This is a genomic window from Acidobacteriota bacterium (genome assembly GCA_004299485.1).
Lineage (GTDB): Bacteria > Acidobacteriota > Terriglobia > Terriglobales > SCQP01 > SCQP01.
Genome location: SCQP01000016.1, coordinates 280,050 through 299,262, shown reverse-complemented (window position 1 = coordinate 299,262; position 19,213 = coordinate 280,050). Strand labels below are relative to the sequence as shown.

Annotated in this window: 17 protein-coding genes; 13 read left to right on the top strand and 4 right to left on the bottom strand. The window is 65.1% G+C overall.

The window, feature by feature from the left end:
• Positions 1-13 precede the first annotated feature (13 nt).
• The 12 genes from EPN33_12690 to EPN33_12635 are packed head-to-tail and all read left to right on the top strand — an operon-like array spanning position 14 to position 13,892.
• A complete protein-coding gene (locus EPN33_12690) occupies positions 14-4,387 on the top strand; it encodes a hypothetical protein (protein ID TAN21471.1) in 4,374 nt (1,457 codons plus the stop codon).
• A complete protein-coding gene (locus EPN33_12685; GenBank protein ID TAN21470.1) occupies positions 4,377-5,657 on the top strand; it encodes an MFS transporter in 1,281 nt (426 codons plus the stop codon). The genes EPN33_12690 and EPN33_12685 overlap by 11 nt, the downstream gene beginning before the upstream one ends.
• Complete coding sequence (locus EPN33_12680) at positions 5,642-6,979, top strand: DUF2891 family protein (protein TAN21469.1); 1,338 nt, start codon at positions 5,642-5,644, stop codon at positions 6,977-6,979. The genes EPN33_12685 and EPN33_12680 overlap by 16 nt, the downstream gene beginning before the upstream one ends.
• The gene (locus EPN33_12675; protein TAN21468.1) at positions 6,798-7,205 is read left to right on the top strand and encodes a type II toxin-antitoxin system VapB family antitoxin; all 408 of its coding nucleotides are present in this window, start codon (positions 6,798-6,800) and stop codon (positions 7,203-7,205) included. Before EPN33_12680 ends, EPN33_12675 begins: the two co-directional genes overlap by 182 nt.
• The gene (locus EPN33_12670) at positions 7,202-7,582 is read left to right on the top strand and encodes a PIN domain-containing protein (GenBank protein ID TAN21467.1); all 381 of its coding nucleotides are present in this window, start codon (positions 7,202-7,204) and stop codon (positions 7,580-7,582) included. The genes EPN33_12675 and EPN33_12670 overlap by 4 nt, the downstream gene beginning before the upstream one ends.
• A gap of 34 nt (positions 7,583-7,616) precedes the next feature.
• Positions 7,617-7,865 (top strand): hypothetical protein, encoded by a 249-nt coding sequence (locus EPN33_12665; protein TAN21466.1) that lies wholly within the window; start codon positions 7,617-7,619, stop codon positions 7,863-7,865.
• Positions 7,783-8,268, top strand: coding sequence for a PIN domain-containing protein (locus EPN33_12660; GenBank protein ID TAN21465.1), 486 nt, complete (start codon positions 7,783-7,785; stop codon positions 8,266-8,268). The genes EPN33_12665 and EPN33_12660 overlap by 83 nt, the downstream gene beginning before the upstream one ends.
• Positions 8,269-8,295: 27 nt before the next feature.
• On the top strand, positions 8,296-9,507 hold the full coding sequence (locus EPN33_12655) for an ergothioneine biosynthesis protein EgtB (GenBank protein ID TAN21464.1): 1,212 nt from the start codon (positions 8,296-8,298) through the stop codon (positions 9,505-9,507).
• Between the two features lie 6 nt (positions 9,508-9,513).
• Positions 9,514-10,635: an L-histidine N(alpha)-methyltransferase gene (locus EPN33_12650; GenBank protein TAN21463.1), complete on the top strand. Its 1,122-nt coding sequence runs from the start codon at positions 9,514-9,516 to the stop codon at positions 10,633-10,635.
• 10 nt (positions 10,636-10,645) lie between these two features.
• Complete coding sequence (gene guaB, locus EPN33_12645) at positions 10,646-12,154, top strand: IMP dehydrogenase (GenBank protein ID TAN21462.1); 1,509 nt, start codon at positions 10,646-10,648, stop codon at positions 12,152-12,154.
• A gap of 36 nt (positions 12,155-12,190) precedes the next feature.
• On the top strand, positions 12,191-13,105 hold the full coding sequence (locus EPN33_12640; protein TAN21461.1) for a GNAT family N-acetyltransferase: 915 nt from the start codon (positions 12,191-12,193) through the stop codon (positions 13,103-13,105).
• The gene (locus EPN33_12635; GenBank protein TAN21460.1) at positions 13,092-13,892 is read left to right on the top strand and encodes an exopolysaccharide biosynthesis protein; all 801 of its coding nucleotides are present in this window, start codon (positions 13,092-13,094) and stop codon (positions 13,890-13,892) included. Before EPN33_12640 ends, EPN33_12635 begins: the two co-directional genes overlap by 14 nt.
• 110 nt (positions 13,893-14,002) lie before the next feature.
• Here the strand turns inward: EPN33_12635 and EPN33_12630 are convergent, their stop codons facing one another.
• Entirely contained in the window at positions 14,003-15,529 is a 1,527-nt protein-coding gene (locus EPN33_12630) for a UbiD family decarboxylase (protein TAN21459.1), read from the bottom strand.
• 17 nt (positions 15,530-15,546) lie between these two features.
• Between EPN33_12630 and EPN33_12625 the strand changes: the two genes are divergently transcribed.
• A complete protein-coding gene (locus EPN33_12625; GenBank protein ID TAN21458.1) occupies positions 15,547-16,170 on the top strand; it encodes a class I SAM-dependent methyltransferase in 624 nt (207 codons plus the stop codon).
• Here EPN33_12625 and EPN33_12620 read toward each other — a convergent pair.
• Genes EPN33_12620 through EPN33_12610 form a run of 3 tightly spaced genes read right to left on the bottom strand, consistent with a single transcriptional unit; the run spans position 16,136 to position 19,105 of the window.
• Positions 16,136-17,248, bottom strand: a complete 1,113-nt coding sequence (locus EPN33_12620; GenBank protein ID TAN21457.1) for an NAD(P)/FAD-dependent oxidoreductase — start codon at positions 17,246-17,248, stop codon at positions 16,136-16,138. The genes EPN33_12625 and EPN33_12620 overlap by 35 nt on opposite strands.
• Positions 17,208-17,912, bottom strand: coding sequence for a methyltransferase domain-containing protein (locus EPN33_12615; GenBank protein ID TAN21456.1), 705 nt, complete (start codon positions 17,910-17,912; stop codon positions 17,208-17,210). Before EPN33_12615 ends, EPN33_12620 begins: the two co-directional genes overlap by 41 nt.
• Positions 17,849-19,105 carry a beta-ketoacyl-[acyl-carrier-protein] synthase family protein gene (locus tag EPN33_12610; protein ID TAN21455.1) on the bottom strand — a complete coding sequence of 419 codons (1,257 nt, stop codon included), beginning with the start codon at positions 19,103-19,105 and terminating at the stop codon, positions 17,849-17,851. Before EPN33_12610 ends, EPN33_12615 begins: the two co-directional genes overlap by 64 nt.
• Between the last annotated feature and the right edge of the window lie 108 nt (positions 19,106-19,213).

Here is a 19,213-nt window from a genome sequence, read left to right as displayed (position 1 = left end):
GGAGGGTAACGCCATGCGCCGTTTATTGCTGTGTGTCTCGCTGGGGGTGTGTCTGGGCGTGGGAGGCGCGGCGCAGGCGAAGCCGTCGGTGGCCCCTCAGTCTCCGGCGGCTGCAGCCGGACCGCTCAGCCGCGTCTTCGCGACGGGCTGGTTGCTGCAGGATACGAACCACGACGGCCTGGCGGACGCCATCGTGGGCCACATCGTCGTGCCCGCGCAGCCGACGGAAGCGCAAAACGCCGCGGCGGCGAATTTTGCAGCGCGGCTGGCCCATGGCTCGATGGGGTTGACGCCATCGCTCGTGGTCGTTGCAGGCACAGCGGCAGCGGCAAGCGGGCCGCACATCTATATCGGCCGCGGCGCCGTGCCGGCCGCGGATGCAGCCGCCCTCCGCGGCTGGACGTTCCGGCTGGAACCGAAGCATGGGCGCGTGGCGCTGCTCCAGCCTGGAACCGGCAATCACGATCTGCTGGTGGTAGGCGATGCCGCGGGCATGACCACGGCGGCTGATGCGTTTACCGCCCACGCGCCGTTCCTGTGGCCGACCGGCAAGAAAGCTGCCGACCTGAGTGCCATTGCGGCGGCGGTGAACGCCGCGGCGCCGGGCGCGAAGGTAAAGCTGGTGGGGCTGGACTATCTGGCCGGACAGGCAGGCATCGATAAGGCCTATTTGGTGGCGAGCGGGCCGATCACCGCCGCCGGGCTGGCCAAGGCATTTGCGGGCGGCAAGCTGGCGCCGGTGCATGAGCTGTTCGTGCTGGGAGGAAAGGCGATCACGGCGGTCAACCCCAAGCCGTTTCATGCCAAGCCGGTAGCAGCGCCGCCGGCGGCGGCAGAGACTGAGTCGCCGGCCAGCGGCAACGCTCCTGGCGACGGCATGAAAGGCCTCGATCTGGCCAAGGTTTATACCGCCAAGGGATGGTTTGCCAAAAGCGGCCCGGTGCCGGTGCCGGCAGTCCTCAAGGCGCACCTGTATGTGCCGGCCGGCGCGGCGGGCGTCGCGCTGGCGAACCTGGCAGCGCGCATGGGGCTGGAGTCGCTGGGCGTCACGCTGCCCCTCGCTTCGCCGGCGAGCCTCGCCAACCTGAAGAAAATCGACGCGCAGCCCGTGGTGGCGGGTAGCAACGCTATGGCCGAGGCGATTGCGAAGAAGCTCCAGGCACACGATCCCACGGCGGCGCAAGCCGATCCGGCGCTTGCACCCGGCGAGGGCGAAGTACGCGTCGTGGACAACAGCTTTGGCAAAAATGCCGCAGTTATGGCCCAGGGCGATGCCGCCGGGCAGGCAGCGGCGCTGAGTCTGCTGGCCGATCATTTTCCCAACGTCTGGCAGGTGGGCAAGCAGTACGCCTCGCTGGAGAACGTGCGCTACGCCCTGCACCGCTTCTTCTCGTTGCACTCGGGCGTGGGTCAGGCATCGGCGGGATTATTCTTCCTGAACCAGTGGCTCGATGCCATCGGCACCAAGCCGGTGAGCCATGTGCAGGTGTCACTGTACGCCGATCTGGTCGATCCGAAGCTGGCAGGCTTTATTCAGCAGGAGGTGCAGGCCAAGCTGCATGTCCCGGCGACGGTCGAAGCGGCGAGCCTGCGCGCGGGAACGCGCTGCTGCGATGCCGATCCGGACTTTCATTACAGCAACCCGGAGTTTCCCTTCCAGCAGGCGAAGCCGACGTTTTCGCAGACCATCCATATTCCCTGGGAAGGAACGACGCTGCTCGACGATGTGCGCACCGCCGCGGCGAAGCTGAAGCCGGGCGAGCCCGTGACCCTGGAAGCGCGGGTGAGCGAAGGGCCGCAGGAACGCGAGAAACTGGCGGCGCAGTTGCACGACATGCTGGTGAAGGCGGGCGCCAACCCCGCCGCGCTCCACATTACCGTGCTCGACGCCTATAAGCAGGGCTATAGCTGGCTGCACGACGTGGTCGGGCCGGAGCTGGCGCAGTTGCAGCAGCAGGGCCACAAGATCGCCAAACTGGATATTGACGCCGCCAAGGACGTGGACGAAACCGGAATCCGTGACATGTACTCGCCCGCGCGCTGGATGCAGGAGCTCTATCCGGTAGACGAAATTCTGGCCAAGCAGATTCCGATGCCGCTCGCCGACATTCATCTGGCGGAGTTTGACGACTCGCGGCCGGTGGAAACGCCGCTGCAGATCGCTTTCCGCGATCCCATGAATCCGGCGCCCAGCCCGACCTACAAGGTCACCGCCTACGACACCGCCGGCAACGTGCTGCTGAGCAAAACGTTCTCCGTGCACACGGTAATGCAGCCCTACTTCAGCGCCATGCCGACCTACGAAAACGTGCAGGTGGATACGGGCTGGGTCACGCTCACCAACGGTGCGCAGACACTGCTCGATCAGCGCATCGAGACCGACATCGAAAAGTTCTGGCACACCTACCAGACCGTCACGCTGCCGCGCATTTACCGCTTCATCCTGGCGCAGGCGCACGGCCATCTCCGGCCCGAGTACGTGCCGCCGTTCGATACGCTGCAGATGGATTTCCAGCTCTCCGAGCCGAACTACAACATCGGCATCGACCGGGAGCGGATCTCGTCGCTCGAGGCGCTGCAGGAGGACCTGTTCTATTCGACTGAGACGTTCATCGACACGATGGGCGATCTGGAAAACGGGCGGCCGGAAGACTACGTCGGGCGCATCATTCCGGTGATGCATCCCTCGCGCGACGGTGAAGACGGGACGGTCAAGATTAACTTCTACGCCAAAGCCGCGCCCAATCCGCTGGTCAGCTTGAGCTGGACGGACGCGCAAGGCAAGCAGCATAAAGAACTGCGCAATCTGCCGGCCCTGAGTGGTGCGTTTCAGCCGCGGTTGATTGCCGCGCGGGTGAAAGCCAACGTGCCGGGCATTGAAGACCTGACCTGGCTGCTGCCGGTCGACAAGCGGCATTACGACATGGCCGCCTGGGCGAAGCTGGAAGGCCGCGAGCGGCTGGAAAGCAGCATGTTCACCGTGGATCAGGCGCGTGGCGAGCTGCACTGGCTGGACGCGATGCATGCCGCCGGCATTTATCCCGACGAGCTGGCCTGGCCCGATCTACGGCACATGCAGGTCGAGCTGGAACTGCCGCGGGCGCTGGGGCAGCCGCCGAAATCTCCGCAAGCACGGATGTTAGTGAGCTGGAACGTGCCGCCGCCGGCGCACGCGCGGCCGCAGATTGCGGACGTGCAGCCCATGGCCACGCCCACCGGGCAGAAATACTTTGTGCAGTGGCAAGAGCCGATCGGGCCGGCGGAGAGCGCCGCGAATCTGGCGCGTCTGGCGCAGTATCCGGGTGTCAATGTTTACTCGATGGGGCGCAGCTATTTAGGCCAGGTGATCTGGGCCGCGGACATCATGCTGCCCACGCCCGCCAAGCTGATTTCCTGGCCCAAGGAGACGACCTGGAAGGCCTCGATTGTCTACTCGGCGCGGCAACACGCCGATGAGCCCTCGAGCACCAGCCACGTCGAACGGCTGGCGGAGCTGCTGGTGAGCGACCCGGCGTACCGCAAGGATCTGCGCCAGGTAAATGTGGTGCTGCATCCGATTGACAACCCGGACGGCGCCAAAATGGACGTGATCGAAGACAAGATCATGCCCGACAATCTGCTGCACTTCGCCTATCACGGCTCGCTGGCGGCCGATGTGTCGATGGGACAAGGCGAGATCGACCCGGTCTATCCGGAATCGCGCACTCGCCGGCTGCTGCTGACGCAGTGGAATCCGGATGCGTTTCTGAATCCGCACGGCTACCCTTCGCACGAGTGGGTGCAGCCCTTCAGCGAATATAGCGCCTGGGTGCAAAGCCGCGATGGCGCCAACAACGGCCGCACCTGGTGGCTGCCGCGCGGCTGGTTCACCAGCCTGGGCTATGAACGCGCCGATAGCCCGGACAACTATTCCAAGGCCATCGCCTTCGCGCTGCGCGACCGCATTGTGGACGCCGAACGCAACGTGTCCGGCCTGCTGCCGCTGGAGAGCCGCATGGACGCGCGCTATCAGCGCTGGGGTCAGGCCTTCCAGCCCGACAACATGCAGCAGCCGATTGTGAACGGCATCCGCATCTATATGTCGCTAACCGGAACGACCAGCCACCGGCCAGGCATGGCCGGCCAGGGCGCCAATAACAAAGTGACCTGGGATCAGGGCTACACCGAAGCACCGGATGAAACCGCGCACGGCGCCTACATGCAACTTATGGCCTCAGCCGGCTTTGCCTATGATATGGTGCACCTGAAATACCTTGCCCAGGGCAAGCTGCGCGTCGAGCGCAGCGAGCACCCGGGCAAAGATGGCGTGAGCTGGCTGCGGAACCGCAAGCGGCCCATCCTGCCCAGCTCCGAACCCAAGGTCGCGCCCATGCCCGATGGCCATTAACGATTCCGCCAGTTCGCCGCCAACCTCGCCGACGGCCTCCGCCCCGGCACCGCCGCCGTTTCGCTGGAAGGCGACGACGTCCGCCCAGCGCAAGACGCTGGTTGCGTCCGGCCTGGGCTGGATGCTCGACGCCTTCGACGTGATGCTGTACTCGCTGGTGTTGACCCACCTCATCACCGCTTTCGGGATGAGCGAGTCCACCGCGGGGCTGCTGAACACTCTCACCCTCATCGCCAGCGCCATTGGCAGCCTGATCATCGGCCTGCTGGCGGACCGTCTCGGGCGGCGGCGGATGCTGAGCGTCAGCATCCTGATTTACTCGCTGTTCACCTTCGCCAGCGGTTTTTCGACCAGCATTACCATGCTGGCCACGTTCCGGTTTTTTCTGGGCCTGGGCATGGGCGGGGAATGGAACGCCGGCGCAGCGCTCGTGGCCGAGACCTGGCCGACACACTGGCGCGGCCGCGCGCTCGGCATCGTGCAGAGCAGTTGGGCCATCGGCTACGCCTTCGCCACGCTGGTCGCGGGACTGGTGCTGGCCCATGCGAGCTGGCGCTGGGTGTTTTTTGTGGGCGTGATACCGGCGCTGGTGACGCTTTGGATTCAGCACGGCGTGCCCGAGCCGGAGCTGTGGCAGCAGCAGCGCGGCAAACCACCCAAAGTACCGCATCCGGAACTATGGCGGCGGGCGACGCCGCGCCTCGTGGCGCTGCTGGCGATGAACACCTTCGGCATGTTTGCCTGGTGGGGCATGTTCACCTGGCTGCCGGCCTATCTCATGTTGCCGCTGGACAGGGGCGGGCGCGGTTTTGCCCTGCTCGGCAGCACCGCTTTTCTGCTGATCCTGAACCTATGCGGCATGCTGCCCGGCTATCTGCTGTTTGGGGTGTTCGCCGACCGGTGGGGGCGCAAGCGCACCATCGTGATCTATCTGGCGATTGCGGCGGCATTGGTGCCCTGGTTTGCAGCCGCGCGGCAGCCCACCGAGATTCTGATTGCCGCCTCGCTGGTGGCCTTTTTCGGCACGGGCTTTTTCACTGGCTCCGGCATCTTGGGCAGCGAGCTGTTCCCCACGCCCATCCGTGCCACCGCACTCGGCGCCTCCTACAACGTCGCCCGCGGCCTGAGCGCGTTCGCGCCGCTGCTGATCGGCGGCTTTGGCCAAACGCACGGCCTGGCGGGAGCCTTCGAGTTGTGCGGCATCGCGTTCGCGCTCGCCGCAGTGGCCGCCCTGTTTGTGCCGGAAACGCGGGGATGGGAGTTGGAATGAGAAGAGTTCACAGCTTACAGTTCTCAGTTCTCAGTTTTGTGGCCGCGTTGGCCCTGGCCGGATGTAGCGCCAAGGCACCTGCGCCGGCGAGGGTCGAAACTTCGCCGGTGATGCCGGTGGAGCAGGTGCATTCGGTCGAGGCGTTCTTGCAGACCTTGCCGGCGGCGCAGGCGCCGCCGCTCACCGAGATGGATGCCATGACGCTGGCGGCGTATCCGCTGTCATGTCTCGATCACATTCAGGCTAGTCCGGGGACATCGTATGCCGCGTTTGAGCCCGTCGCGGCCAAGGCGAAGGGCAAGCCGGCGGCGGCCGCGCCTGCGCCGCGCGGCGGGTATCTCTGGCAACCGGCGGGCGCTAGCCGGCTGTTGCCCGGCTATGCGAAGCAGCGGGCGTTTTACGGCTGCTTTGACTGGCACTCGGCGATCAACTCCACCTGGACGTTGGTGACCCTGCTGCAGCGGTTTCCCAAGCTGCCGCTGGATTCGTTGATTCGCGGGACGCTGAACCAACATCTGGGCAAGAGCAATCTGGCGGGCGAGCTGGCATACCTGCAGCAACACAAGTCGTTCGACCGGCCCTACGGACAGGCGTGGATCCTGAAGCTTTATGGCTCGCTGCTCGACTGGAACGACCCGGAAGCAAAAAAGTGGGCTGCCAATATGGCGCCGCTGGCGGCATTTGTCTCCCAGAACCTGGCTGACTATTGCAAGCATCTGCCCACGCCGGATCGCATCGGCGTCCATCCGAACACCGCCTTCGACATGGATCTGATGCTGCCCTATACCGCGGCGGCGCATGATACGGCGCTGCACACGGTGATTGTGGCGACGGCGCAGCGCTTCTACGCGCACGATCAGGATTGCCCGACGGCGTACGAGCCTGCCGGGGTTTCATTCCTGTCGCCTTGCCTCGCCGAAGGCGCGCTGATGGCACGGCTGTTGCCGCAGGCGCAGTTTGTCGCCTGGTACAACGCCTTCATGCCGCGTATGTATTCGACCGCCTTCCGGACGCTGGTGACGCCGTTCGACGCCAGCAAGATGCTGCCCTCGCAGATGGCGGGCCAGTCGCATCTTCTCGGCCTGGCGTTTTCGCGCGCCGCGGCCATGACCGCCATTGCCGGCGCCCTGCCCCACGGCGATGCCCGCATTCCGGTGCTGGAACGCCTGGCGGCGATCCACGCCAACGCCGGCTTCAAGGACCTCGACAGGGCCGGCTATCTGGAGACACACTGGATCGCCACCTTCGCCCTGCTGTATCAACTCGAGTTGCCGCCGCCGGGGGCGGCCGGCCGGCGCGTGGCATCCATACACCAGCAGTAATATTGTATGGATGAAGAAAACGCTCAATATCGATGCTGAGCTGCTCGCCGAGGCGCGGGCCATCTGCAAAGCGCGCACCGATACCGAGACCATTCATCAGGGCCTGAGGGCTCTGGTCCGTCAGGCCGCCTACGAGCGGCTGCGCCGTTACCTGGGCTCGGAGCCGGACGCCCGCGATGTTCCCCGGCGGCGCGAGCCGCTGCGCGCGCGCCGAGCGGCGCGATGACCCTCGTTGATACGTCGGTCTGGGTCCGCGCGCTGATGGGCAAGCTGGAGTATCAAGCCAAGCTGGACGGGCTGCTGGCGCGCCGAATCGCAGGAGGACACGAGCTCGTCCACGGCGAGCTGCTGGCCGGCGACACCGGCGGACGGGCGCGCCTGCTCCGCGATTACCGCGAACTGCCTTGGGCCCCGCGGCTTCCGCACGAGCAGGTGGCCGCGTGGGCGCGCCGGCATCAACTCTGCGGTCGCGGCGTGGGCTGGATCGATCTGCATCTTTTGGCTGCGGCGCAGCAGCAGAACTGGCCGCTGTGGACCGCCGACGAACGCCTCGCCGATCTGGCGCAAGAGCTAAGACTCGCCTACGCACCTGGCAACACATAGGCTGTGTACACAGCCTATGTGTTAACCTGAGGGCGTGAACAAGAACGTCACCTTGGCGATCGATGAGCGGACGCTGAAGGCGGCGCGCGCCTACGCCAGGCAGCACGACACCACCCTGAATAACCTCATTCGGGAGTGGCTGGAGCGCACAGTCGTGAACGATCAGGCGGCGGGCGTCGACCGGCTGTTGCGCACGATGGATGAGCATCCCGGGCACTCGGGCGGCTGGAAATGGAATCGAGAAGAGATTTATGAGGAACGGCTCGGCCGCTGGATCAAGTAAGGCCTTTCTCGATACGAACATTCTGATCTACGCGCTCGACAAGGACGAGCCGGAAAAACAGCAGCGCAGCCGCTCGCTGCTGGTCGACCTGGGGTGCACGCGCAGCGGCGTAATTTCGACCCAGATCCTGCAGGAAGTATTTTCGGTTGCGATGCGCAAGCTGAAGCTTTCGCCCCTGGGCGCCAGGGCGGTGGTTCGCGACTTGTCGGCGTATGACCTCGTGCAGGTGAATCCGGCGATTATCGAAAGCGCCATGGACTGCGTCATCCTGCAGCGGATTTCGATTTGGGATGCGCTGATCGTTGCCGCGGCGGCGGCCGCGGGCTGCCGCACATTGTATACGGAAGGCCTGCAGGCGGACTCAACCATTCTGGGTGTGCGGGTGGAAAATCCACTGGCCTAGCCGCACAATCAATAGAGGAGGTGCGATATGGCAGGGGTGCTGCAGCGGTGGCAGGAGGCGCAGGCGGCAAGCGATCAGCTCTGGCGGGCGGTGAAGCCCGAGGCTCTGTACGAGCGCCCGGTTCCGGAGCGGCATCGGTTGGTGTTCTATCTCGGGCACTTGGAGGCGTTTGACTGGAACCTGCTGGCGCCGGCGCTGGAGCTGAAGCCCTTTCACGCCGAGTGGGACAAGCTGTTTGCCTTCGGCATTGATCCGGTGGATGGCGCCCTGCCGTCTGATCCCCCTTCGGCCTGGCCCGCGATCGGCGAAGTCGGCGATTACAATCGCAACGTGAGGCAGCGGCTCAGCGACGCACTGGCGCGGCAGGGAGGCGAAGCCGTGGCGCAACGGCTGGAGGTGGCGCTGGAGCACCGCTGGATGCATGTGGAAACGCTGAGCTATTTATTCCATAACCTCCCGTATGAGCACAAACAGCCGGGCCCGGCACCGCGCCAGAGCAGTGGAGCGGTCAAAGCAGCGACAGCGCCAGTGGGCATTCCGGCAGGCTGCGTTACGCTCGGCCAAAACCGGCGCGGCGCTTTCGGCTGGGACAACGAATTTCCGGCGCACACCGAACCGGTCACGGCGTTCTTGGCGGATCGCTACAAGGTGACCAACGGCGACTATCTGGCGTTCGTGAACGATGGCGCCGCACCGCCCCATTTCTGGACTCAGCACGACGCGACTTGGTTTTATCACGGCATGTTCGGCGAAGTGCCCCTGCCGCTCGACCAGCCCGTCTACGTCACACACGCGGAAGCGACCGCCTACTGCCGCTGGAAGGGTGCGCGTTTGCCGAGCGAAGCGGAATGGCACCGCATGACCTATGGCACGCGCGATGGCAGCGAGCGCAGTTTTCCGTGGGGCGAAGCCGCGCCCCAGCGCGCCGCCGGCAATTTCGATCTGCGCGGCTGGGATCCGGCCTCGACCACGGCGTTTCCCGAGGCCGCCAGCGCCTGGGGCGTGGAAGATCTGGTCGGCAACGGCTGGGAATGGACAGCGACGCCGTTCGCGCCGTTCCCAGGCTTTTCCGCATTCGATTTCTATCCCGGTTATTCGGCCAATTTCTTCGACGGCAAGCATTTCGTGATGAAAGGCGGTTCGGCGCGTACCGCGGCCTGTCTGTTGCGGCGCAGCTTTCGCAACTGGTTCCAGCCCAGCTATCCTTATGTGTACGCCGGCTTTCGGTGCGTCAGCTAGGACAACATGGCTGAGACTCTAACGCTCCCCGCACTGCCCGAGGAATCCAGTGATAACGAGTTGCTGCAAGCGGCTCGCGCCGGGTTACTGCGGGAGGGCCAGAAGAGCCTGCCTTGCAAATACTTGTACGACGAAGTGGGCTCGCTGCTGTTTGAGGCCATATGCGCTTTGCCGGAGTACGGACTGACGGCCGCCGACGAACGGCTGCTGCGCGCGCATGCCCGCGAAATGATCGCGCCCTTCCGCTCCGGCGTGATGGTGGCGGAGCTGGGCAGCGGCAGTGCGCGCAAGACGCGTTGGATCTTGCGGGCTCTGACCTCCGGCAGAAAAGACGATCGGCCGCCAACGCGCTATTGGCCCATTGAAATTTCGTCCTATGCCCTGGAGCGCAGTCAACGCGAGCTGGCCGCGATCGCGGGCCTGGAGGTCGAGCCACTGGCCGAGGAGTACGTACAGGGATTGCGAACGATTGCGCGCCGGCGCCGGCAGGCCCCTGACGAGACAACTTGGAGACGCTCTGAGTGCCGGCGGCCGTCCAATGCCGGGGAGCGACGCTCGGCTCCAGCCCGACCACCGGGAGGGCGGCTCCAACAAGAGGTGGCCGTGCCACTGAGTAGGCGCCCCTTGTTGGTCTTGTTCCTGGGCAGCACGCTGGGCAACTTCGATCCCCCGGATGCGGTCGCATTTTTGCAGGACCTGTGCAATCTGCTGCAGCCCGGCGATGGCCTTCTGCTCGGGCTCGATCTGGTTAAACCGGCGGCGCTGTTGCGCCGCGCGTATGACGATCCGGCGGGCGTGACCGCGGCGTTCAATAAGAATCTGCTGGCGCGGCTGAACCGGGAGCTGGGAACGGATTTTGACTTGGCGCAATGGCAGCACCGCGCGGTCTACCGGGCGCGCCAGCGGCGGGTGGAAATGCACCTGCGGGCGCGGCGGGCGCAGCGCGTGCGACTTCCAGACGGCGAGGTGTTCGAGTTTGCGCGGGGCGAGACCATCTGGACGGAAAGCTCGCACAAATACCGCCTGCGCGACATCCGTAACCTGTTGACGGAGGCCGGCTTCCGGCTGGAGAGGCAATGGGTGGATGCCGCTTGGCCGTTTGCGGAGACGCTGGCCTTGGTAAACTAAACGCTTACCCATGATTGAGCTGCCGATTCCTGATTCGCTCACCTTCGACGACGTTCTCCTCCAACCTGCCTATTCCGAAGTCCTGCCTACGGAAGTGCATACGGCGACGCGCATGAGCCGCCGCATCCGGTTGAACATTCCCATCCTTTCGGCCGCCATGGACACGGTGACCGAAGCCCGGCTGGCTATATCGCTGGCGCAGCAGGGCGGGTTGGGCGTGATTCACCGCAATCTGACGATTGAGCGCCAGGTGGAAGAAGTCGATAAGGTCAAACGCTCCGAGAGCGGCATGATTGTCGATCCCATCACCATGGAGCCGGAGCAAAAAATTGCCGAAGCCCTGGAGGTCATGCGCAAGTACAAGATTAGTGGCCTGCCGGTGACCCGGCAAGGCAAGCTGGTGGGCATATTGACCAACCGCGACCTGCGCTTTGAGACGCGGACCGATATTCCCATCGGCGAGGTGATGACCAAGGAGAACCTGATCACCGTGCCCGTGGGCACGACGCTGGAAGCCGCCGAAGCCATCCTGCATCAGCACCGGGTGGAAAAACTGCTGGTGGTGGATAACAACTACGCGCTCAAGGGTCTCATCACCGTCAAAGACATTCAGAAAAAACTGAAATACCCGCTGGCGGCCAAGGACGAGCAGGGCCGTCTGCGCGTAGCGGCAGCGGTCGGAGCGACCGGCGATTTTCTGGAGCGCGCACAGGCGCTGGCGGCGAAAAAAGTGGATGTAGTTGCGGTGGACACGGCACACGGACACTCCAAACGCGTGCTGGAGGCGGTCCGGAAGCTTAAGGCGGCACTGCCGGATATCGATGTGATCGCCGGCAACGTAGCGACGTTCGAAGGAGCACGCGACCTCATTGAGGCCGGTGCAGACGGCATCAAGGTCGGCATCGGTCCCGGCTCCATCTGCACCACGCGCATTGTGACCGGCGCAGGCGTGCCCCAGATTACCGCCATCCTCAATGCGGTGAAGGCGAGTGTGGCGGCCAGCAAGAATCCGGACAAGCGCGTGCCGGTAATTTCCGATGGCGGCGTGAAGTATTCCGGCGACATCAGCAAGGCCATTGCGGCCGGCGCCAGCGCGGTGATGATGGGCAGCCTGTTTGCCGGCACGCACGAGAGCCCGGGCGAGATCATTCTGTATCAGGGCCGGACCTTCAAGAGCTATCGCGGCATGGGCTCGTTGGCCGCGATGGAGGCGGGTTCGGCCGAACGCTATGGCCAGCACGAGTTGCAAACCGCCGCCGAGGGCAATCGCAGCGACAAGCTCGTACCCGAAGGCATTGAAGGCCGCGTGCCCTACAAAGGGCCACTGGCGGCGATGGTGCACCAGCTTGTGGGCGGCCTGCGCGCCGGCATGGGCTATTGTGGTTGCGCGTCGATTGAGGAGTTTCAGCAAAAGGCTCGCTTCCTGCGCATCTCCACCGCAGGTCTGCGCGAGAGCCACGTCCACGACGTGATCATCACCCAGGAAGCTCCCAACTACCGGCGCGAAAGCAGCGACTGAGGCAACTGCGAGCCGCTCCGAAGCACCTAGAGAAAGGTGAGCTGGAAGCGGCACCGCGACGCGAATCTCGCGCCTTTGGCGGCGGTGTGGCAGGCGGCGGAAGCGGCCGGCGCGCAAAGCGTGTTCCAGACCTACGCCTTTGCACGCCATTGGGCCGCCTGCTTTGCCGATGAAGCCGAAATCTCCATCGCCTGGCGCAGCGACCCTCCCGTAATTATTCCCCTGGCACGGTGCCGCGGGCGCTGGGGTTTGCTGGGCGAAGGACTGTTCGACTATCAGGATTTGGTGGGTGCCGCTGAGCCGGAAGTAGAGGCCGATGCGGCTCGCTGGCTGGCCTCACAATGGGGCGCACCGGTAACGGTTACGGGCGTTCCAGAGGCATCGCCGTGGCGGGAGCTTTGGAGGCTGTCGGGGCTAAGGGAAAAACGCTACGCTGCGGCGCCGTTACGCCCGGCAGGCGCGGATGATTTAGCGGCAGGGCATCCCCGGGTCGAACACCGCTGGCGCGCGGCCGGCGTCACCCTGGCCGTAGTATCGGCGCCAGCCGATCGCCTCCGCATGCTGGACTGGCTGCTTGCCCGCAAAGCGGCGGCACTGGAAGCCCGGAACGAGCGCAACGTACTGGGCCCGAAGGAATGCCGGTGGGTGCTGCGCATGGTCGAGCAGGAGCCGGCGGTGGCCGAGTTGTGGCAGTTGCGTCGCCGCGGGGACGTGGTGGCGGGTCTATTGTGCTGGCTCACCCCGCAGGTCCGCTATGCCTACACCATCGCTTATGAACCCGGGGCGGCAGCGATGTCTCCGGGTGTTCTGGCGTTATACGCGCTCTTGCGTCACACTAGGAGAGAAGGGCGGGCATTCAATTTTCTGACCGGTGAGCAGGCATTCAAGCAGCGTTTTGCCACCGCCCGCGAAGAACTGTTGCGCTACCAGAAGGACGATGGCACATTCTAATTCCGACTCTGCCGGATGGGTGGATACCCATTTGCATCTATTGCCCGGCCTGGACGATGGCCCCAAAGATTGGGACGCATCGCTGGCGATGGCTGAGGTGCTGATCGCTGACGGCACGACGCACGTCGTGGTAACGCCGCACAGCAACTATCAGTTCTCCTTCTCACGGGCGCGGACCGCCGAACTCTGCGGCGAGCTGCAGGAAAAGCTGCAAGGGCGCGTGCAGGTCATGGCCGGCTGCGAGGTGCATCTCAGCTTCGAAAACGTCAGCGCGCTGCTGGAGCGGCCGCGCGAGCTTTCGCTGAATGGCGGCCGCTATGTTCTGGTGGAATTCCCTGAATTCTTCGAGCGGCAGGCGCTCGGCAGCGCGCTGGAGCAGATCGCCGCGGGGGGCATGGTGCCGGTGCTGGCGCATCCGGAGCGTAACCCCGTGCTGCAGCAGAATCCGGGAACGCTGGATGAATATTTGCGGCTCGGCTGCCTGGCGCAAGTGACGGCCTCCTCGTTTCGCGGGCGTTTTGGCAAGCGCGCCGAACAGTTCAGCCTGGAACTGCTGCGCGGCGGCCGCATTCACCTCGTCGCCAGCGACGGCCATTCCGCCGAGCAACGCTCACCGAAGATGTCCGCGGCGGCCGCGTTCATTGCCGAGCGTGCCGATGAAGAGATGGCTCAGGCGCTCTGCAGCGCCAATCCACTGGCGATAGCGCTCGACCGGCCGAAGTTACCCTACGCGCCCAAGCCGCCCGAGAAGAAGAAGAGTTTCTTCGCCCGGCTGATGAACAGTTAGAGCAAAACCAGACCTGCTATAGCCCGGCGGCCCGGGTCGTTTGCGGCTTCGACACCAGGAGAAGCCGCACGCACTCCGGCCGAGCGTGCTACACCAAGTCTGGTTTTGCTCTAGAGACCCAACTTCGGCCAGAGGGCGTCGACGGTGGCCTTGGTGGCAGCGTCCATGAGAATTTCGCCCGGCCAGGGGCGGAGAAAGCCTTCACTGGGCCATTTGCGCGTCGCATCGACACCCATTTTCGAGCCGAAGTTGGGCAAGCGCGAAGCGTGGTCGAGGGCGTCCACGGGACCGAGCGTGAATTGAATGTCGCGCTCCGGATCGATGTGATTGAAGGCTTTCAGGACCACATCGGGAATATTTTGCACGTCGACATCCTCGTCCACGACGACGATGCACTTGGTGAACATCGCCTGCCCGAGACCCCAGATGCCGTTCATGATCTTGCGCGCATGGCCGGGATACGCCTTGCGGATGCTGACGATCATGAGGTTGTGAAACACGCCTTCAACGGGCAGATTCACATCCACAATCTCGGGGAACTGCATTTGCATCAGCGGCAGGAAGATGCGCGTGATGGCCTCGCCCATCCAGCCGTCTTCCATGGGCGGTTTGCCGACGATCGTCGTGGCGTAAATGGGATCACGCCGATGGGTGATGGCGGTGAGATGCAGCACCGGGTAGTCATCCGCGAGGGAGTAGAAGCCGGTGTGGTCGCCGAAGGGGCCTTCGCGCCGGCGCTCGCCCAGATCGACGTAACCCTCGAGCACGATTTCGGCGCAGGCCGGGACTTCCAAATCCACCGTCTGGCATTTGACCAGTTCCACGGGATGCTGGCGCAGGAAGCCGGCAAGCATCATTTCGTCCAGCGAAGGCGGCGCCGGCAGAATCGCGGCAAACGTCGTGGCCGGATCGGTACCGATGGCGACGGCGACCTCCATGCGCTCACCCTGGGGGGAGCGGTCGAGCGGCGCCTGCACCGCGGGCAAACCGTGGGCGCGGCGGAGCACCTCGCCGCCCGCCTCCCCCAGCGCGCGCTGGCGTTCACGCAGGTGATCCGCGCCCTGCTTGTGAATCTGCCAGTGCATGCCCAGCGTCTGGCCGTCGAAAACCTGCAAGCGGTACAAGCCCACGTTGCGCCGTCCGCTGACCGGATGCTTGCTGAACACCAGCGGCAGCGTGATGTAGCGGCCGGCATCTTCTGGCCAGCACTGCAAAACCGGAAAATCGAGAACCGAAAAATCTGCTCGCTTCACGACCTCCTGGCAGGCGCCGGATTTGACCGTGTGCGGGAAAAAGGCGCCCATTTCGGCCAGCTTGGGCAACATCTTCAGCTTGCCCAGCAAACCCTCCGGCGGTTTCATTTCGAGCAGGGCGCGGATGCGCGCGGCGATTTCATCTACTTGATTGACCCCAAGCGCCATCGCCATGCGGCGGCGCGAACCCATTTGGTTAATAAGCAGCGGATGACCAGCGTAGCCGGTAGGGTTTTCAAACAGCAGTGCCGGGCCGCCGCGTTTGCTGACGCGGTCGGTGACCTCGGTGATTTCCAGTACCGGGTCGACCGCGGCGCGGATGCGTTTCAGTTCTCCGGCTTGTTCCAGGGCGGCGATGAATTCGCGTAAATCGGCAAACGCCATGCGCCATTATAGTGTGCATGGCGGACGCGAAAGCGCACTGGCAGCAGGTATACGCGAAGGGTAAACCCGGCGAGCGGAGCTGGCACCGCCCGCATCTGGAGTGCTCGCTGGAGCTGATCATGCGCGTGGCCGGCCCGCCGGACGCGGCGATCATCGACGTCGGCGGGGGTGACGCCACTCTGGTGGACGATCTGCTGGCACGCGGCTATTCCCGGCTGACGGTGCTCGATATCGCGCCGGCAGCACTGGCGGCGGCGCAAAAACGCCTGGGCGCGGCGGCGGAACGCGTGCGCTGGCTTGCCGCAGACATCACCACCGCCCCGCTCGAAGCCGCCGCCTTCGACATTTGGCACGATCGCGCACTGTTCCATTTCCTGACCGGCGCGGACGAGCGCCACGCCTATGCGCGTCAGGCGCACAAGGCCATCAAGCCAGGCGGCTTCCTGATGCTCCGTACCTTTGCGCCCGGTGGGCCATTCCAATGCAGTGGCCGCGAGGTCCGGCGCTACGATGCCGCAGGCTTACAGGCGGAACTCGGACCCCAATTCGTTCTGGAGGAGAGCGGCAGCGAGCGCCACGTCACCCCTGCGGGCGGCGTGCAGCCGTTCACCTTCGGTCTCTTCCGGCGCGCCAGCGGGTAGCCGCCACGAGTCGCCTGCCCAGGGCCGGATGAGCGCAGAGAGGCAGTAGCGCGGCTTGCAGCCAGGCAGGCGCGAGCACTGCGGCGCGCAGCCCGGCGCCGGTACGGAAACTGGCGCGCGAGGCTTGCCGCAGTGCCGTGGCGTAACCGGCCGTATTTCCCTCCGCGATGGCCGCCGCCGCAAGCTGACCGGAAAACAACGCGCGGGCGATGCCGTCGCCGGTAAACGGATCCACAAATCCGCTGGCATCGCCTGCCATGAGGTGGCCGCCGGCAAGCGCCACCCGCGGGCCGAGCGTGATTCCGGCGGTGATCACCGTGGGCGTGGCCTGGTGTGCGCCGCGCAAGCGGGCCACGAGAGCGGCGCTGCCCTCGACGCGCGCGAGCCAGGATAGAAAATCCGAACTGTCCGCTGGGGGCGGCGCGAGCCGCGCGCGCAGCAGGCAGCAGACGTTGGTCCAGCCGTTCTCCACCGGCGCCACCCCGCAATAGCCCCCGCGCAGGCTGTAGAGCTCGACTTCCGGCCGCAGCGGCAGGCCGTCGAAGCGGGCCTTAAGGCCCAGCCAGCGCGCTCCGCCGGTGGCTGGCTGCCGGCCGGTGGCCCAAATGACAGCGCGGGCGGCCAGCGGCTCGCCGGTGGCCGTGCGCAATAGCCAGCCCTGGCCAGATGGCGTAGCGTCCGCGATGGCGCACCGCGGCCGCAGGCTGACGCCGGCTTGTCCAGCGGCGCGCCAGAGAGTGGCATCGAGCGCCAGGCGCGAAATGCCGCGCGCCGGCTGCGGCAAAGAAAAGGCGGCGCTGGCCCCGTGGGAACTGACCAGGTGCGCTTGGCGGATGACGGGAGCCTGGGCAAGCAGCGCGGGCGTCCAACGCTCCAGTAACGGCACAGCTTCGGCGGAGATAAATTCACCGCACACCTTGTCGCGTGCGCGGCCGTCGTCGAAGCCGCTGCGCTCGCAGAGCACCGCCGTCAGGCCGCGTTCGGTGGCGGCGAGCGCCGCGCTCGTGCCCGCCGGGCCGGCGCCGACAATGGCGACATCATAGATCACGGTTGCACCAGAGGATGAGACCCACGCGATAGTGGCTCAGCCGCAGAACCTTATGGGGCCAGGGCTGCGCAAGCTGATCGAGTTCGGCGGCCGTGTAGGCCTGGCGCACGCTGCGCGGTCCGTCGTAGCGGGTGATGCGGCTGAAGCGCGCTGCCAGCAGGCGAATGAACCAGTAAGGAATCCAGGCGCGCTCGAGGTCGTTGATGAGCACCGCTCGCCGGGCGACGCGCCGCATTTCCGCCAGCAACTGCCGTGCCATATCGCCATGAAAATGGTGCAAAAACAAGTTGCAGGTGACCACGTCAAAGCTGGCGTCCGTAAAGGGGAGCTGCAGCGCGTCGCCTGCGACCCGGCAGCCGCTTGCGCCCAAATGGGAGGTGCGGCGGTCGAGCATCACCACCTGCGCGCCGGACATTTGGGCCAGGAGTGCTGCCAGCTCACCGCGGCCTGAGCCGACATCCAGCCATGTGGCCGGAGCGATCTGGGCAGCATGCAGCAGTTGCCGCCAGGAGCTCAGGCCCCCGAGATGGCGGTTGATCCACCAAAGCTCGGCAAGACTACGGTTGACTTCCTGCGGCGTGCCGGCATCGTCATCGAGCAGCTCCTGCGCCAACTGCTGCCGCACGGCGATCAAGCCTCCGCGGCGCTGAGCACCAGCGCGGAGTTTTTCGATCCGAACGCAATACAGTTGCACAGGGCATGGCGGATGGCGGTTTTGCGGCCGGGTTGCGGCACGTAGTCCAGATCACAGTCGGGATCGGGAGCTTCGAGGTTGGCCGTGGGTGGCAGCGTGCCGTCGCGTATGGCCAGCAAAGTTGCGGCTACCCCGGCGGCGCCGCAGGCTCCCTGCGGATGCCCGATGAGCGATTTCAACGACGACATGGGAATGGCATAGGCCGCGGGGCCGAAGGCGCGCTTGATGGCGCGGGTCTCGATGCGGTCATTGAGTACGGTCGCGGTGCCATGCAGATTGACGTAATCGATGACTTGCGGCGCGAGGCCGGCGTCTTCCAGCGCCAGGGTCATGGCGCGCGCGGGTTCTTCCGCCGACTCGTCCAGGCGCACCCGGTGAAAGGCTTCACACGTGGAACCGTAGCCGGCGATCTCGCCGTAAATATGGGCGCCGCGCGCCCGCGCATGCTCGCGCTCTTCGACCACGAACATCCAGGAGCCTTCGCCCAGCACAAAGCCATCACGGTCGCGCGAGAAGGGGCGTGAGGCACGCGCCGGTTCCTGATTCCAGCGCGTGGTGAGAATTTTCATCAGATGAAACGCCCGCACGATCAGCGGGGAGAGCGGCGCGTCGGTGCCGCCGCAGAGGACCGCATCCACCGTTCCGCACTGGATCTGCTGGCGTGCGTAGCCGAGCGCATCCGTGGAGGAGGTGCAGCCGGTGGAAATCAGGTGGCTGAAGCCGCGCAAATTAAAGCGCATGGAGGCTTCGCTGGCGATGGTGCCATGCGTCGCCGAAGGAATCGTATACACGCTGCAACGCCGGTCGGCACCGCTGAAATACAGCGAAAACTGGCGCTCGACGAATTCCAGCGCGCCGCCTCCGCTGCCGATGAGCACGCCCATGCGGCGGCGCTCGTCCAGGCGCAAGGCTGCCGGGTCGATGCCCGCATCCGTCAGCGCCTCACCGCTGGCCGCCAGCAGCAGCGGCACCACCCGGCTGACGTGCCGCAGCTCGGTCTCGTCCATGTAGTCCCGAGGCTCGAAGCTAGCGGCGTAGCCGCCGATCTCAATCGGCAGTTGTGCTTCGACAAAGGCGTCGATGCGCCGGATTCCACTTGCGCCTGCCGTCGTCGCTTGCCAGAAAGCTTCCCGCCCCAACCCGTTGGGGCTCACCGCCCCGATTCCGCTGATGACCGCCCGACGGAATTGCATGATCCTACTATGAGTCTTAGACCTGCCTTGGGATGCAGATAAGTTCTTCAGTATTTCTGAATCCAGTGGCGGCAGCTTGGAGGAGCCCGGAGCGCCAGCGGGCGGACC